We start from the raw sequence: 13,787 nt of genomic DNA on the forward strand, positions 1-13,787 counted from the left end.
AAGTAGAGCCAGTAACTTTTCATAGGAAACTACTTTTCAGAAATCAATATTTATGAAAAATATCGTAGCCTTCGGAGAAATGCTCATGCGGCTATCGCCACCAGAGAATTTACGCTTTTTTCAGGCAAGCTCATTCGATGCCTCCTATAGTGGCGCCGAGTTCAATACTATGGCATCCCTGCAACGATGGGGTTTACCCACGCAGTTTGTAACAAAACTACCGGCTAACGATTTTGGAGATAAAGCGATTTCTGAGATGAGCAGGTATCAGGTTGGAAGCAAATATGTAGCCAGAGGAGGAAACCGACTCGGGATTTACTTCCTGGAAAAAGGTAGCGCCATAAGACACAGTAAGGTTATATATGATCGTGCTGAAAGTGCAGTGGCTCAAATTGAAGAAGGTGAGATTGACTGGAAGCAGGTCTTTGCGAATGCATCCTGGTTTCACTGGTCTGGTATTACTCCAGGAATTTCAGAATCAGCAGCGAGGGAATGCCTTAAAGCCTGTAAAGTAGCCAGTGATTTGGGATTAAAGATTTCCTGTGATCTCAATTACAGATCTACTTTATGGAAATGGGGTAAAAATCCTGAGGAGATACTGCCAGAAATTTTAAGTATCACCAACGTGATTCTTGGAGATCTGGCAACATTGTATAAAATGCTTGGGAAACGGGAAATCGAACCCGACTACTTGAAGCCTGAAACATTAGGCAATTATTACGATGAAGTTCTGGAGGTTTGTAAAGTGCTGGAATATCTGCCTACGACATTAAGATATTCTATGAGCGCTTCTCACCAGAAGATTGGTGGAATTATGTATGCAAAAGGAGAGCTCGTCACATCAGTTAACAAGGAAATTCTTCCTGTGGTGGATAGACTTGGAACCGGTGATGCTTTTATGGCCGGAATCATTTATGGGCTACACACTAATTTAGGTCTTCAAAAAACGCTCGATTTTGCGGTAGCTACGAGCGCTTACAAGCATACCATGAGTGGGGATATTAATATTGCCAGTCTCGATGAGGTTCATGCGATCATGGACGGAGAACTTTCAGCATTAATTAAAAGATGATCATATAATGGCAAAATTATCAAGACTTCAGGTGTACGAAATTATGGGGACTACAGGTATGGTTCCTTTATTCAGTCATCAGGATGTGAAAACTTCAAAAGAGATTATCAACGCCTGCTACAAAGGTGGTGCGAGGGTTCTCGAGTTCACTGCAAGAGAGTATAATGCTCATACTGTATTTGAAGAAATTTCAACCTACATCCGGGATAATTATCCAGATATGGCTATTGGAATCGGTTCGGTTACCGATGCCGCTTCTGCATCTCTTTTTATTCAATTAGGTGCAGATTTTATCGTAACTCCTGTTTTTAGAGAAGACATAGCTGTCGTTTGCAACCGCAGGAAGATCGCTTTCCTTCCTGGTTGTGGATCGCTAACTGAAATTTCGAAGGCCGAAGAAGCCGGTTGTGAGATCGTTAAACTTTTCCCGGGAGCGATATATGGACCAGAATTTATCAAGGCGGTCAAAGGTCCGCAACCATGGACGAGTATCATGCCAACTGGCGGGGTTGCTCCAACAAAGAAGAGCCTTACCAAATGGTTTGAAGCTGGTTGTACTTGTGTGGGAATGGGTTCCAAATTGTTCGTAAAAAACGCGTCTGGAGAATTTGATCTGGATAAGATCGAATCTGTCACCAGAGAGTGCTTACAAACCATTAAGGACTTGAAAAATAACTAACCAAACTCAATATCCTTAGGGACCAATCTGTAGCTTTATGGAAAGACATTTTACACTAGGAGAATTTATTATAGAGAATCAAAAGGATTTTCCATACGCTAAAGGTGAACTAAGTGCCTTATTAAGCTCTATAAAACTAGCCGGTAAACTCGTTAACCAACAAATTAATAAAGCAGGTCTTGCGGAAATTCTAGGTAAGATAGGAAAGCAGAATGTTCAGGGAGAAGCTCAGGCTAAACTTGATGTTATTGCCAATGATATATTCATCGATACTTTCAGGAACAGGGGCGAAGTGTGCGGACTTGGTTCAGAAGAACTGGAAGATATAGTCATTTTTGATGACGAGATTCATCGCGACTCCAAATATATTATCCTCATAGATCCCCTGGATGGTTCCTCTAATATTGATGTTGATATTACCGTAGGTACGATCTTCAGTATTTATCGAAGAGTATCTCCAGTTGGCGGGCCAGTCACTCCCGAAGATTTTCTTCAGCCAGGAAGTAAACAGGTTGCTGCCGGATATATTATTTACGGGACTTCAACAATTCTCGTCTATACCAGTGGAAATGGCGTAAATGGATTTACGTTCGATCCTGGAATTGGCTCTTTTTTTCTCTCTCATCCCAATATTAAATTTCCGAAGAAAGGAAACACCTATTCTATTAATGAAGGGAATTACGTGCATTTTCCAGATGGAATAAAGAAGTATTTGAAATGGGTTCAGGAACTAAATGAAGAAGAAAACAGGCCGTTCACGTCCAGATACACAGGTTCACTAGTGGCAGATTTTCATAGAAATATGCTTCTGGGAGGAATTTATTTATATCCGCAGGGAACTACGGCTCCTCAAGGTAAATTACGACTCTTATATGAGAGTAATCCAATGGCCTTTCTAACGGAACAAGCTGGTGGGAAGGCTACTAATGGTTCTGAAAGGATTCTGGATATCAAACCCCGTGATTTGCATCAGCGTGTGCCATTTATCCGCGGAAATGTAGATATGGTGGAAAAAGCTGAAAGTTTCTTATCTCAATTTTAATCTGGGATTTAAGAGCGAGGATGGACTGAAAATGCTGGAAATTATGAAAAAATCGATTACACTTCGTGATATTGCTGAGTCGCTAAATCTCTCTGCAAGTACAGTATCCAAGGCGCTCAATAATAGTCCTGAAATTAGTGAGAATACCAAAAAACGGGTTCATGAAGCGGCAGCGCTTAAGCACTACATCCCAAATGTTTCCGCCCAGATCCTGAAAGGTTATAAAACTAAGAGCATAGGCGTGGTGATGCCAACGCTTAATTCCAAATTCTACACAGATGCACTTAATGCTATCGAGCAGCAAACCGACGAGCGAAATTACAGGTTGATCCTATGCATTAGTAATGAATCTTACCATAAAGAAGTAAGTTGCGTAAATAAACTGGTGCAGTCACAGGTTGATGGCATTATCATATCACCTTCCGTAGAAACCTATCAAAAAAAGAAGTTTTCACATCTTACTTCTGTACAGGATTTTAAAAAAGCACTTGTGCTATTCGATCGTATTTCAGATAACATTGAGTGCGACAAGATCTCAATTAACCTGGATCTCATGGTAGAACAACAAATTTTAAAGCTACATAAAGGTGGTTATAAAAAAGTTGGTTTTGTTGCGAGCTGTATGGATGAAGATGCATTGAATAAATGCAAAACCGGTTATTATAATGCAATTGAAAACATCGGGCAGCCGGATCTTTTTTTTAATGCTGAAGCTGGTACCGGTTCAAAAACTTACAAACACTTTATTCAGAAAGAGCTTCCTGATGCAGTAATCGTATGTGATGCACTACTAGCGTTAGAAATTGAAGAATTGAGCTCCATCCGAAGCAAACGCAACAAAGAAGTTGAAGTAGTTTGTATCAACCAGGGCAACACTTTGCAAATGTCATCTTCTAAAATAAGATTTCTATCTCAAAATGGATCTGAACAAGGCAAGATTTCAGCAGACCTTATGATGGATCGTGTTGAAGGTCTCTTATTTCCAGAACCAATGCAATTTGTTCTGGAATCTGCCGTATAAATCAGGATATTACGGTATATCATTATTGATCTCGATCCAGTAGGAATCAGGATCCTGAAAATAGATCTGTTTGATCCCATCATCCCTTACATAGTATTTTTCCGGGGTTCCCAGCCAGTCGGAATATGGAATTTTTAATACATTAAGATGCTCAATTACCGACTCGAAATTAGCTGTAGAAAATGCGAAATGTATCGCTTTATTTGTTTTGATCTCGGCATCAGGTCGCGGTATTAGATGCAATTGCCTGCCTTCACCAATCGAGAGCCAGCGAGTTCTGGAATTCGAAGCCGTATTCTCGATCTCTTTAAACTGAAACACTTTCTGATAAAAATCGAAAGACTTGTCGACGTCCCGGACAGAAAGAGCGAAATGATTAAGTGAAAACTGATGCATTGTTTATATTTTTCTGAAGCCTTAATTTATAAAATTTATACTGTAAAAGAATTGCTAAAAATGCGTTGAAGGTTTTGCTGATCAAGTCAATTATTTATTGAAACAGTGATGGCTATGTACAATTAGTAAAGAAACTGATATAAAAATCGAAGATCACAAATTGCCATTCTATGACTGGAATATATGTTTTTACAGTCAAAAGAGGACAACTACAATTATAGGTTAAGCGTTGCCCGCATAAAGGCAGTGTAATGGAAAAAATAGACCTCAATTCTTAAGGGGTAAATGTATCTATGAGTCTGTTACAATCTGCACGACTTAAATACCCCTAGACCTCACGATATCCAGTTCTGCTAGTTTCTCCCGCGTAAGTGGTTTTCTAATAACTTTCTTTACATAGGAATGTGAATTCACCTTCTCTATTTCAGCTGTATTATTAGAAAAGGTAAGTATAAATACCGTTATGTTATAATGAATTCCATTTTCCTGTAATTTATCCAGTAATTGGAGTCCAGACAGAACAGGCATATTAAGATCGAGAAATATGAGGATTTCTTTTACATCTTCATCCATACTTAGAAGTCTATCCAAAGCACGGGTAGAATCGTCATATCTCTCCAGAAAATTTTCAGGAAAATATTCCTGAAGTAAAAGTTTCTGGATTGTATGGATGATCGTGTCATCATCGATTACAAAGATTCTATCGAATTTCATTTTAGCCATTAGCTTTCCATTCTTTCAATAAGCTCTACAAGTGCAGGCATGGTGATGGGTTTGATTAAATAGTTCTTTACCGCATTATAATCAGAAGCTTTTTGCCTGTCGGCTTCATTGATACTGCTGGTCAATATATAGATGGTGATCTGTTTTTCTATAGACAATTTAGTAAATTCATCTAAAAATTTCCAGCCATCCCATACCGGCATGGTTAGATCCAGTAGGATGATCTCCGGTAAAGTTTTCTTGCTTTCCCAGTCTTGTTTGAGTCCGTCAAAGGCATCCTTTCCATTATGATAGATCTGTATATTGTCTATATAGCCAGAAGATTCCAGGTATCTTTTCGAAAGGTAGATATGTACCGGATCATCTTCGATCAGGCAGGCTAAATTAATTTTGCTCATTAGGTAATTTGATTATAAATTTTGTTCCAACATCTACTGTACTTTCAATATCAATAGAGCCGTTCATACTTTCAATTTGATTTTTCACTAAAAATAAACCTACACCTCTTGCATCTTCGTGCTTGTGAAAGATCTTGTACATTTTAAATAAGTCTTTGCGATGCGTATCCAGGTCGATACCAATCCCGTTATCTTCAATTTCGATCCTTATCTCTTTGTTGATATCCTGCTTTGCTGTGATCCTGATCATACTGTCTCTGTTTGGTGAAGCGTATTTGATCCCATTAGTAACCATGTTTAGCAGGATACTTTCCACATAGGCTCTAAGTCCAAATACCCGGACTGTGTCTTCAACATCCACTAGAATTTCAACTTTTCCAGCTTTGGTAAGAGGTTCCACGCTTTCAATGATTTTATCCACTGCAGATTTAAGTTGAACAACCTGGAAATCTTCCTGCCCAGATACATTCACTTTTACAATGTCGTTGAGATCATGAATGGTTGATTCGAGGTTGCCGGACGCTGTTTTAAGATGCTTGAAAGGTTCTTCAATTTTGATCTCAGGGTTTGATTCACTCAGGAAATCAAGTAAAAGTGAGATACCACTGGAGTGAGAACGTAAATTATGCGAAACGATATGTGCGAAATTCTTTAATCGGTCATTTTGCTTCTCAGTTATCGCAAGTAGTTTTTCGATCTTTTTGAGATTTCGTTCCTGTAATTTCTCATTTCTTTTTTGTTCAGAAATATCCTCGATAAAGCTCCAAATGACTTTCCTGCCATTTGGATCCCTGGCAAGTACACCTCTTAGTAAGACCGGATATCTGGTTCCATCTTTTCTGATATACTCTTTTTCATAAGGTCCATAGCTACCTGTAGCATCCAGGCCTTTTAAAAGCTCCTTCTCCGTTTCCAGGTATTTTTCTGGTGTAAGCTGGAAATAGGTAAGATTTAAAAATTCCTCCTGGCTATAGCCTGTAGGTTCCACAATCTTCTTATTCACTTCAATAAAAGCCCCGGTCTCGTAATCATTCAGAGCGATACCTATGGGGGAAAGATCATATAAGGTTTCAAGAAGTTTCTCTCTTAACTGGACCTCAACATCCACTTTCTTTTTCTCAGTAATATCACGGTGCAGGCCATACATTTTGGTTGGTCTTCCAGAGGCATCTCTTTCAAATATCTTTCCCTGGCTGGAAATCCAAAGAAACTCCCCGTTTTTATGTTTTATTCTGAATTCACTGCTGAACTTTTTCTTCTTTCCATCAAAATGTAATTGTACCTGTTGCTGAAGCGCATACAGGTCATCAGGATGCACAATGGTTCTCCATGAATCCACCATTTTGTTGGGGAAATCACGGCGGGAATATCCCGAAATCTGGTACCAGACATCACTGAAGGTCATCTGGTCGTTAAGAATATCCCAGTTAAAAGTAGCGGTTTCAGTTCCTTCGATAATAAAATTATATCTGGTTTGCTCCTCAAGCAGGTTTTCATTCAGGTGTTTCAACTCCTTGGTCTTTCGGGAAAGCTCGATCGACTTCATCACCTGCTTTGCTACCTTCTTCAGTTTATCTATTTGTTCTTCTGAAAAGCTTTTAGGTTCAAAATCTATGGTGCATAAGGAGCCTATGGCGTAACCGGCAGAATTAGAAAGCGGAACACCTGCATAGGAAAGCAGAGGATTTTCACCCGTAACAAAAGGATTATTGCTGAATCTTTCATCTTCCCGTGCATCTTCTACCACCATAAAACCTTCCGAAGAGCTGATAGTATGAGCGCAAAAAGTGAATTCTCTCGGGAACTCCCTTGTTTCCAGGTCCATGCCGTAAGCCGACTTGATATACTGTGTATTCTCGCCAATTAAAGTGATCAGGGCACTGGGAGTTCCACAAATTTCAGCAGCCATAGCACTCAGGAAATCAAGGTCTTCATCATCTATTCGCAACTGTGGCTTATATTTTTCGACTTCCAGATTTCTTCTCTGGTCGTTCTTAGGAGTAGGAAAATTCTTCATTGGTTACTGGAGTTGGGGCTCAACATTAAATTCCTAAAACTAAAACATTTATTTTGAAACCTACCGTCAAATTTGGAGGCTATGGTAAATTTAGTTGAAATACGCTCTGTATTTAAGGTTTATTAGGACAGCAGGTGTACAAATTCAATAGTACAATCACTGAAACCAGGCATTTAATGACCTGTATTGCTTGAGTGGCAATTGCAGCCACAAATCGAAATATCAATGTAGTGAATTGATATCAAGCCTTTAATTGCTTATTTTTGAGGGTGTAAAGAGAATTTTATGTCTCTGTTTTTCAGGGTGATGCTTAGATCAAATTTTAATTCTAAACTGATCTTTACGTATTTACGTAAATATTTCAGAAATTCACTCGCTAACGAATGACGTTATGTTCATTTAATAGTATGTGTTTTCAGGTTTAAGGCCTGATGCTTTAGGTGTTATACTTTTAATTATGAGCCGTTTGAGAATTTTGCTTCTTAGCTTAGGTCTATTCTGTGGAATAGCCACATCGGCTTATGCCCAGATGTCACCTCCAGAACCACAAGCTCAGGATAGCGGTCGTAGAGGTCCCCCTTGTGATCCGGGTAATGGAAATGGAAATGGTCCCGGTGGTAATGGAAATGGGAATGGCGTTCCTCCACCAGTAGGACTGTGCCTTCCTATTGACGACTATGTATATATCTTAATGGGAGCAGGTCTGATTGTTGGTTGTTACCAGTTTAGGAAATTCGATCTGGTTTAGGAAAGTTCAGTAATTCGCTTTACGTACTTGCCAATCACATCAAACTCAAGATTTACAAGATCTCCTTTTCCAAGATTCTTAAAAGTAGTATGCTCATAGGTATAGGGTATGATTGCTACTGAAAATTCTTCTGGCTTGCTATTGACTACGGTTAGACTTACACCATTTACGGTGATCGATCCCTTTTCGATTGTAAGATTTCCAATTTCAGGGTCGTATTTAAAGGTATAGTGCCAGCTACCCTCTGTTTCTCTTACTTCGGTACAGGTTGCTGTCTGGTCCACATGTCCCTGTACGATATGCCCATCAAGACGTGCGCCTAGTTTCATTCCGCGTTCGAGATTAACAGGATCCCCCTTCTTCAGATTTCCTATATTCGTCTTGTTTAGGGTTTCCTGAACTGCAGTAACTGTATAGGTATCATCTTTAATGGAAACCACGGTTAGGCAAACACCATTATGAGAAACACTCTGGTCTATCTTTAATTCCGGAGTCATTTCCGCAGCTATCGATAAATTCACATTCCCTTCCCGCTTTTCTACAGCAACTACTTTTCCAATTTCTTCTACAATCCCTGTGAACATGCTATTCTATAATAATGGTTACATTTGTGTGTAAAATTAAAATATTATATCGGGAAAGTTTATGAAACAGGAGGAAATGATCAAACTGGGGATTAGTATTGGGGATCTGAATGGGATTGGAAGTGAGATTGTATTAAAGACTTTCGACGATGCAAGGATGCTGGAATTTTGTACTCCCATCATATTTGCTTCTTCAAAAATCATCAATTTTCTTAAAAAACATTATAAGCTTTCGTTGAACTTCCAGGGAATCGATGATCCTTCCAAGGCAATTGATGGGAAGATCAATGTGGTAAACGTCTGGAAGGAGAACGTAAATATCAGGTTTGGTGAGGAAAGTAATGAGATTGGCAGCTTCGCTTTTAAATCTCTAGCGGCGGCTACTTCAGCTTTAAAACAGGATAAGATCGATGTGCTGGTAACCGCGCCTATCAATAAGTCCACCATACAGTCTGATGATTTTAAATTTCCGGGGCATACAGATTACCTGGCCAGGGAACTTGGAGGAGAAAGTCTAATGTTCATGATCACCGATAACCTGAAGGTTGGTTTGCTTACAGATCACGTAGCTTTAAAGGATATTGCATCTGTGATCACTCCGGAGCTCATCGTTTCCAAGATTAATACCATAAGTAAAACATTGAAACAGGATTTCCGGGTTCAGAAACCTAAGATCGCGGTGCTGGGTATAAATCCGCATAGCGGCGATAATGGCGTTATAGGTAAAGAAGATGAAGAGACATTAAAGCCTACGATCCAGAAATTAAGAGATAAAGGACAATTGGTTTTTGGTCCATATTCTGCAGATAGTTTCTTTGGTTCCAAGAATTACAAGAACTTTGACGCCGTAGTGGCTTCTTATCATGATCAGGGTCTGATTCCTTTTAAAACGCTTTCTTTTGGAAGAGGGGTTAATTTTACTGCAGGCCTTAACAAAGTAAGAACTTCTCCAGATCATGGAACTGGATTCGATATTGCCGGAAAAAATGAGGCTAATATCAATTCCTTCAAAGAGGCTGTATTTAAAGGTATCGAGATCTTTAAAGCCCGGGAAGAGTACAGGCAACTTACCGAAAATCCATTGAAGAAACAGGGCAGGAAGATATAAACAAAAATTTGTTTATAAAAAGAACATAATTCATTAATTTTTATATCTTTGCACCCGCCTTAACGGAAACGTGAGGCACTCAAAACTGAGGAGAGATGAGGAAATTAGCGGAGTTTACAATCCCTTTTAAGGGGTTAAAGCTAGGGAAGCACCAGTTTGAGTATGAGTTAGATAACAGGTTCTTTGAACATTTTGAGTACGAGGAATTCAACAGTGCAGATGTAAAGGTCGACCTGCTGTTTGAGAAGAAAAGCACCATGATGGAGCTTACTTTCAATGCGGGAGGAACAGTGAACGTTAATTGCGATCTTACCAATGAGCCATATGATCAACCAATAGAGAACTCGCTTTTCCTGGTGATCAAATTTGGCGATGAATTCAACAACGACGATGAAGATTTGCTAATTATTCCCCATGGAGAATATGAGGTAAATATCCAGCAATATATTTATGAGCTGGTGGTATTAGGAGTACCGGCAAAAAGAATTCATCCGGGTGTTGAGGACGGCACTTTGGAGTCTGATGTACTTGACAAGTTGGAAGAACACAGTTTGAAAAATCAGAAAAAGAGAAATGAGGATGATATAGATCCTCGCTGGGACAAATTAAAAAATTTATTAAACGAATAATTAATAGGAAGCCATGGCACATCCAAAGAGAAAAATCTCGAAAACCAGAAGAGATAAGAGAAGAACACATTATAAAGCTTCAGCTCCAAAAGTTGCTGTAGATGCTGTAACAGGTGAGGCACACTTGTATCACAGAGCTCACTGGCACGAAGGTAAACTTTACTACCGTGGTCAGGTATTAATCGATAATACAGAAGAAGTAGAGGCTTAGAAAAGTTCTGGAGCTTCAAGAATTACAGGAAACTCTCACGTTGTGGGAGTTTTTTGTTTTTAGTTGATTAAGTCCTAAAAAGACCTTAATTTGCACGCCGGTTTGATTAATATTTAGTAATTTTCAAAGAATGAAGATTTTATATTTCCTGCCGAAAAGGGTGAATTAAATCCAAATTTATGAGCAAAATCACAGCAGCGATCACAGCTGTAGGTGCTTATGTACCTGAAGATATTTTGACCAACAAAAAGTTGGAAGAATTGGTGGATACCTCAGATGAGTGGATCCTTAGCAGGACAGGAATCAAAGAAAGACGAATACTTAAAGATCCCAGCCTGGGAACTTCATATTTAGCCATCGAGGCAGCCAAAGATTTGATCAATAAAGCAAATCTTGACCCGGCAGAAATAGACCTTATCATTTTAGGAACAGTATCACCAGATATGCCAGTTGCGGCATCTGCAGTTCATGTGGCATCACAGATAGGAGCGGTAAACGCATTTGGATATGATTTGCAGGCTGCGTGTTCCAGTTTTCTTTACGGGATGTCTACCGGAGCGGCCTATATAGAATCTGGAAGATATAAAAAGGTTCTGGTTATTGGTGCAGACAAGATGTCCTCGATTATCGATTATACAGATAGGACCACCTGTATCATTTTTGGAGATGGTGGTGGAGCAGCTCTGCTGGAGCCTAATTACGAAGGACTGGGATTACAGGATGAACTTTTAAGATGCGACTCTATTGGTCGTAACTCTCTTAAAATTGTCGCCGGAGGATCTCTAATGCCACCTTCTGAAGAAACGGTAGCTAAAAAACTTCATTATGTACAGCAGGATGGAAAAACTGTTTTCAAGTTTGCTGTATCAAATATGGCGGAGGTAAGCGCCCAGATCATGGAAAGAAACAACCTCATCAATAAAGATGTGGATTGGCTGGTCGCGCACCAGGCAAATAAGCGAATTATAGACGCTACTGCCAAGAGAATGAACCTTACAGACGAGGACAAGGTATTGATGAATATCCATAGATATGGAAACACCACTTCAGCAACCTTACCTTTATTACTTAGTGATTACGAAAAACAATTTAAAAAAGGAGATAATTTAATATTTGCCTCTTTTGGAGGTGGCTTCACTTGGGGAGCTACTTACCTTAAATGGGCTTATAACTCATAAAAACCAACACCAATATTATGGATTTAAAGGAAATTCAGAATCTGATTAAATTTGTGGCTAAATCTGGCGCAAGTGAGGTTAAACTTGAAACAGGTGATGTAAAGATCACTATTAAAACAGGTTCAGACGATAAGGAAACTACCATAGTACAACAGGTTCCTATGGGAGGACAGCAAATTCAGCAAATGCCAGCTCAACAGCAGGCACCCGCACCTCAGGCACCCGCTCAGGAAGCGGCACCTGCAGCAGAAGAAAAACAAACCGCAGGTGATGATTCTAAATATATCACTGTGAAATCTCCAATTATTGGAACATTCTATAGAAAACCTTCTCCAGACAAGCCAACATTTGTAGAGGTAGGTGACACTGTAAAAGAAGGAGATGTGCTTTGTATCATTGAAGCAATGAAACTTTTCAACGAGATCGAAAGTGAAGTGTCTGGTAAGATCGTGAAAGTACTGGTAGACGATTCGTCTCCTGTAGAGTTCGATCAGCCACTTTACCTGGTAGATCCGTCATAAATTACTGCCCATTTTAACACCTGCAAGCCCATTTACGGGCTTCAGAACTTTAAAAGCAACTAGGTATGTTTAAAAAAATATTGATTGCAAACAGGGGAGAGATCGCACTTCGTGTGATTCGTACCTGTAAGGAAATGGGAATTAAAACGGTAGCGGTTTATTCTACTGCAGATGCTGAAAGTCTACATGTTAGATTTGCAGATGAGGCGGTTTGTATTGGACCTGCACCCAGTAACCTTTCCTATTTAAAAATTTCAAATATTATCGCAGCAGCAGAGATCACCAATGCTGATGCAATCCACCCGGGATACGGATTTCTTTCTGAAAATGCCAAGTTTTCGAAGATCTGTGAAGAACACGACATCAAGTTTATTGGTGCCTCTCCAGAGATGATCAGTAAAATGGGGGACAAGGCAACTGCCAAAGCTACGATGAGAGCTGCTGGTGTACCTTGTGTTCCGGGATCTGAAGGAATTCTTGAAGATTTTACCGAATGTAAGAAACTTGCCAAAGAGATTGGATATCCAGTCATGCTGAAGGCAACTGCCGGTGGTGGTGGTAAGGGAATGCGTGCGGTATGGACAGAGCAGGAGCTGGAACCAGCCTGGGAATCTGCCCGTAAAGAAGCAGCCGCATCTTTTGGAAACGACGGGATGTATATGGAAAAGCTTATTGAAGAGCCGCGCCATATTGAGATCCAGATTGTAGGAGACAGCAGCGGGAAAGCCTGTCACCTTTCTGAAAGAGATTGTTCTGTACAAAGACGTCACCAGAAACTTACCGAAGAAACTCCGTCACCATTCATGACCGATACACTTCGTAAGAAAATGGGTGATGCCGCTGTAAAAGCTGCTGAATTCATTAAATATGAAGGAGCAGGAACGGTAGAATTCCTTGTAGATAAGCATAGAAACTTCTACTTCATGGAAATGAATACCCGTATTCAGGTAGAGCATCCAATTACAGAGCAGGTGATCGATTACGATCTTATTCGTGAACAGATCCTGGTAGCATCTGGAGTGCCAATTTCCGGAAAGAATTATATCCCGCAATTACACTCCATCGAATGTAGAATTAATGCGGAAGACCCATATCATAACTTTAGACCATCACCGGGGAAGATCACCAATCTTCACGCACCTGGAGGTCATGGAGTGCGTATCGATACTCATGTTTACAGTGGTTATGTGATCCCTCCAAATTATGATTCGATGATCGCTAAATTGATCACTACCGCTCAAACCAGAGAGGAAGCGATCAATAAAATGAAGCGAGCACTCGACGAATTTGTGATTGAAGGTGTAAAAACCACGATTCCATTCCATAGACAGTTAATGGATCATCCAGATTATATCGAAGGAAATTATACCACAAAATTCATGGAGGATTTCAAAATGAAACCTCTTGAAGAATAAAAAAAAACGAACCCCGGAAATTCCGGGGTTTTTTATGCGATAGTT

At 39.8% G+C, this 13,787-nt stretch carries 16 protein-coding genes; 11 read left to right on the plus strand and 5 right to left on the minus strand.

Features of this window, described 5'->3' with window-relative positions; translation table 11 throughout:
• The first annotated feature begins 52 nt into the window (after positions 1 to 52).
• The 4 genes from G529_RS0100960 to G529_RS16070 are packed head-to-tail and all read left to right on the plus strand — an operon-like array spanning position 53 to position 3,814.
• Positions 53 to 1,072 carry a sugar kinase gene (locus G529_RS0100960; RefSeq protein ID WP_026913742.1) on the plus strand — a complete coding sequence of 340 codons (1,020 nt, stop codon included), beginning with the start codon at positions 53 to 55 and terminating at the stop codon, positions 1,070 to 1,072.
• A gap of 7 nt (positions 1,073 to 1,079) precedes the next feature.
• The gene (locus tag G529_RS0100965; RefSeq protein WP_026913743.1) at positions 1,080 to 1,751 is read left to right on the plus strand and encodes a bifunctional 4-hydroxy-2-oxoglutarate aldolase/2-dehydro-3-deoxy-phosphogluconate aldolase; all 672 of its coding nucleotides are present in this window, start codon (positions 1,080 to 1,082) and stop codon (positions 1,749 to 1,751) included.
• A 37-nt stretch (positions 1,752 to 1,788) separates the two neighbouring features.
• Positions 1,789 to 2,793: a class 1 fructose-bisphosphatase gene (fbp, locus tag G529_RS0100970; protein WP_026913744.1), complete on the plus strand. Its 1,005-nt coding sequence runs from the start codon at positions 1,789 to 1,791 to the stop codon at positions 2,791 to 2,793.
• A gap of 43 nt (positions 2,794 to 2,836) precedes the next feature.
• Positions 2,837 to 3,814 (plus strand): LacI family DNA-binding transcriptional regulator, encoded by a 978-nt coding sequence (locus G529_RS16070; RefSeq protein WP_169513767.1) that lies wholly within the window; start codon positions 2,837 to 2,839, stop codon positions 3,812 to 3,814.
• A 9-nt stretch (positions 3,815 to 3,823) separates the two neighbouring features.
• Here G529_RS16070 and G529_RS0100980 read toward each other — a convergent pair whose 3' ends face one another.
• From G529_RS0100980 to G529_RS16075, 4 genes are all read right to left on the minus strand, one after another.
• Entirely contained in the window at positions 3,824 to 4,210 is a 387-nt protein-coding gene (locus G529_RS0100980) for a VOC family protein (protein ID WP_026913745.1), read from the minus strand.
• Between the two features lie 318 nt (positions 4,211 to 4,528).
• On the minus strand, positions 4,529 to 4,924 hold the full coding sequence (locus tag G529_RS0100985) for a response regulator (protein WP_169513768.1): 396 nt from the start codon (positions 4,922 to 4,924) through the stop codon (positions 4,529 to 4,531).
• An 8-nt stretch (positions 4,925 to 4,932) separates the two neighbouring features.
• The gene (locus tag G529_RS0100990; protein ID WP_026913747.1) at positions 4,933 to 5,331 is read right to left on the minus strand and encodes a response regulator; all 399 of its coding nucleotides are present in this window, start codon (positions 5,329 to 5,331) and stop codon (positions 4,933 to 4,935) included.
• Positions 5,318 to 7,348: a PAS domain-containing protein gene (locus G529_RS16075; RefSeq protein ID WP_026913748.1), complete on the minus strand. Its 2,031-nt coding sequence runs from the start codon at positions 7,346 to 7,348 to the stop codon at positions 5,318 to 5,320. Before G529_RS16075 ends, G529_RS0100990 begins: the two co-directional genes overlap by 14 nt.
• A 466-nt stretch (positions 7,349 to 7,814) precedes the next feature.
• Here G529_RS16075 and G529_RS0101000 point away from each other — a divergent pair, with 466 nt between their 5' ends.
• Complete coding sequence (locus G529_RS0101000; protein ID WP_169513769.1) at positions 7,815 to 8,096, plus strand: hypothetical protein; 282 nt, start codon at positions 7,815 to 7,817, stop codon at positions 8,094 to 8,096.
• On the opposite strand, the gene G529_RS0101005 is transcribed toward G529_RS0101000, so the two are convergent.
• Entirely contained in the window at positions 8,093 to 8,680 is a 588-nt protein-coding gene (locus G529_RS0101005) for a riboflavin synthase (protein ID WP_026913750.1), read from the minus strand. The two genes, G529_RS0101000 and G529_RS0101005, sit on opposite strands and share 4 nt — an antisense overlap.
• Before the next feature lie 61 nt (positions 8,681 to 8,741).
• Here G529_RS0101005 and pdxA point away from each other — a divergent pair, with 61 nt between their 5' ends.
• From pdxA to accC, 6 genes are all read left to right on the plus strand, one after another.
• Positions 8,742 to 9,788: a 4-hydroxythreonine-4-phosphate dehydrogenase PdxA gene (pdxA, locus tag G529_RS0101010; protein WP_026913751.1), complete on the plus strand. Its 1,047-nt coding sequence runs from the start codon at positions 8,742 to 8,744 to the stop codon at positions 9,786 to 9,788.
• Positions 9,789 to 9,883: 95 nt separating this feature from the next.
• Positions 9,884 to 10,417 (plus strand): YceD family protein, encoded by a 534-nt coding sequence (locus G529_RS0101015; protein WP_026913752.1) that lies wholly within the window; start codon positions 9,884 to 9,886, stop codon positions 10,415 to 10,417.
• Between the two features lie 13 nt (positions 10,418 to 10,430).
• Positions 10,431 to 10,628: a 50S ribosomal protein L32 gene (gene rpmF / locus G529_RS0101020; protein WP_011711183.1), complete on the plus strand. Its 198-nt coding sequence runs from the start codon at positions 10,431 to 10,433 to the stop codon at positions 10,626 to 10,628.
• 179 nt (positions 10,629 to 10,807) lie between these two features.
• Complete coding sequence (locus G529_RS0101025; protein ID WP_026913753.1) at positions 10,808 to 11,806, plus strand: beta-ketoacyl-ACP synthase III; 999 nt, start codon at positions 10,808 to 10,810, stop codon at positions 11,804 to 11,806.
• Positions 11,807 to 11,823: 17 nt separating this feature from the next.
• The gene (gene accB / locus G529_RS0101030) at positions 11,824 to 12,327 is read left to right on the plus strand and encodes an acetyl-CoA carboxylase biotin carboxyl carrier protein (protein ID WP_026913754.1); all 504 of its coding nucleotides are present in this window, start codon (positions 11,824 to 11,826) and stop codon (positions 12,325 to 12,327) included.
• 65 nt (positions 12,328 to 12,392) lie between these two features.
• Entirely contained in the window at positions 12,393 to 13,742 is a 1,350-nt protein-coding gene (gene accC, locus G529_RS0101035; RefSeq protein WP_026913755.1) for an acetyl-CoA carboxylase biotin carboxylase subunit, read from the plus strand.
• Positions 13,743 to 13,787: the final 45 nt, after the last annotated feature.

It is taken from the genome of Christiangramia portivictoriae DSM 23547 (assembly GCF_000423045.1).
GTDB classification, from domain to species: Bacteria; Bacteroidota; Bacteroidia; order Flavobacteriales; family Flavobacteriaceae; genus Christiangramia; species Christiangramia portivictoriae.

Excerpts from the sequence above, each read along its gene's own strand:
- G529_RS0100960 (WP_026913742.1), top strand. The coding sequence starts at position 53 with ATGAAAAATATCGTAGCCTTCGGAGAAATGCTCATGCGGCTATCGCCA.
- G529_RS0100965 (WP_026913743.1), top strand. The coding sequence starts at position 1,080 with ATGGCAAAATTATCAAGACTTCAGGTGTACGAAATTATGGGGACTACA.
- fbp (WP_026913744.1), top strand. The coding sequence starts at position 1,789 with ATGGAAAGACATTTTACACTAGGAGAATTTATTATAGAGAATCAAAAG.
- G529_RS16070 (WP_169513767.1), top strand. The coding sequence starts at position 2,837 with ATGAAAAAATCGATTACACTTCGTGATATTGCTGAGTCGCTAAATCTC.
- G529_RS0100980 (WP_026913745.1), bottom strand. The coding sequence starts at position 4,210 with ATGCATCAGTTTTCACTTAATCATTTCGCTCTTTCTGTCCGGGACGTC.
- G529_RS0100985 (WP_169513768.1), bottom strand. The coding sequence starts at position 4,924 with ATGAAATTCGATAGAATCTTTGTAATCGATGATGACACGATCATCCAT.
- G529_RS0100990 (WP_026913747.1), bottom strand. The coding sequence starts at position 5,331 with ATGAGCAAAATTAATTTAGCCTGCCTGATCGAAGATGATCCGGTACAT.
- G529_RS16075 (WP_026913748.1), bottom strand. The coding sequence starts at position 7,348 with ATGAAGAATTTTCCTACTCCTAAGAACGACCAGAGAAGAAATCTGGAA.
- G529_RS0101005 (WP_026913750.1), bottom strand. The coding sequence starts at position 8,680 with ATGTTCACAGGGATTGTAGAAGAAATTGGAAAAGTAGTTGCTGTAGAA.
- pdxA (WP_026913751.1), top strand. The coding sequence starts at position 8,742 with ATGAAACAGGAGGAAATGATCAAACTGGGGATTAGTATTGGGGATCTG.
- G529_RS0101015 (WP_026913752.1), top strand. The coding sequence starts at position 9,884 with ATGAGGAAATTAGCGGAGTTTACAATCCCTTTTAAGGGGTTAAAGCTA.
- rpmF (WP_011711183.1), top strand. The coding sequence starts at position 10,431 with ATGGCACATCCAAAGAGAAAAATCTCGAAAACCAGAAGAGATAAGAGA.
- G529_RS0101025 (WP_026913753.1), top strand. The coding sequence starts at position 10,808 with ATGAGCAAAATCACAGCAGCGATCACAGCTGTAGGTGCTTATGTACCT.
- accB (WP_026913754.1), top strand. The coding sequence starts at position 11,824 with ATGGATTTAAAGGAAATTCAGAATCTGATTAAATTTGTGGCTAAATCT.
- accC (WP_026913755.1), top strand. The coding sequence starts at position 12,393 with ATGTTTAAAAAAATATTGATTGCAAACAGGGGAGAGATCGCACTTCGT.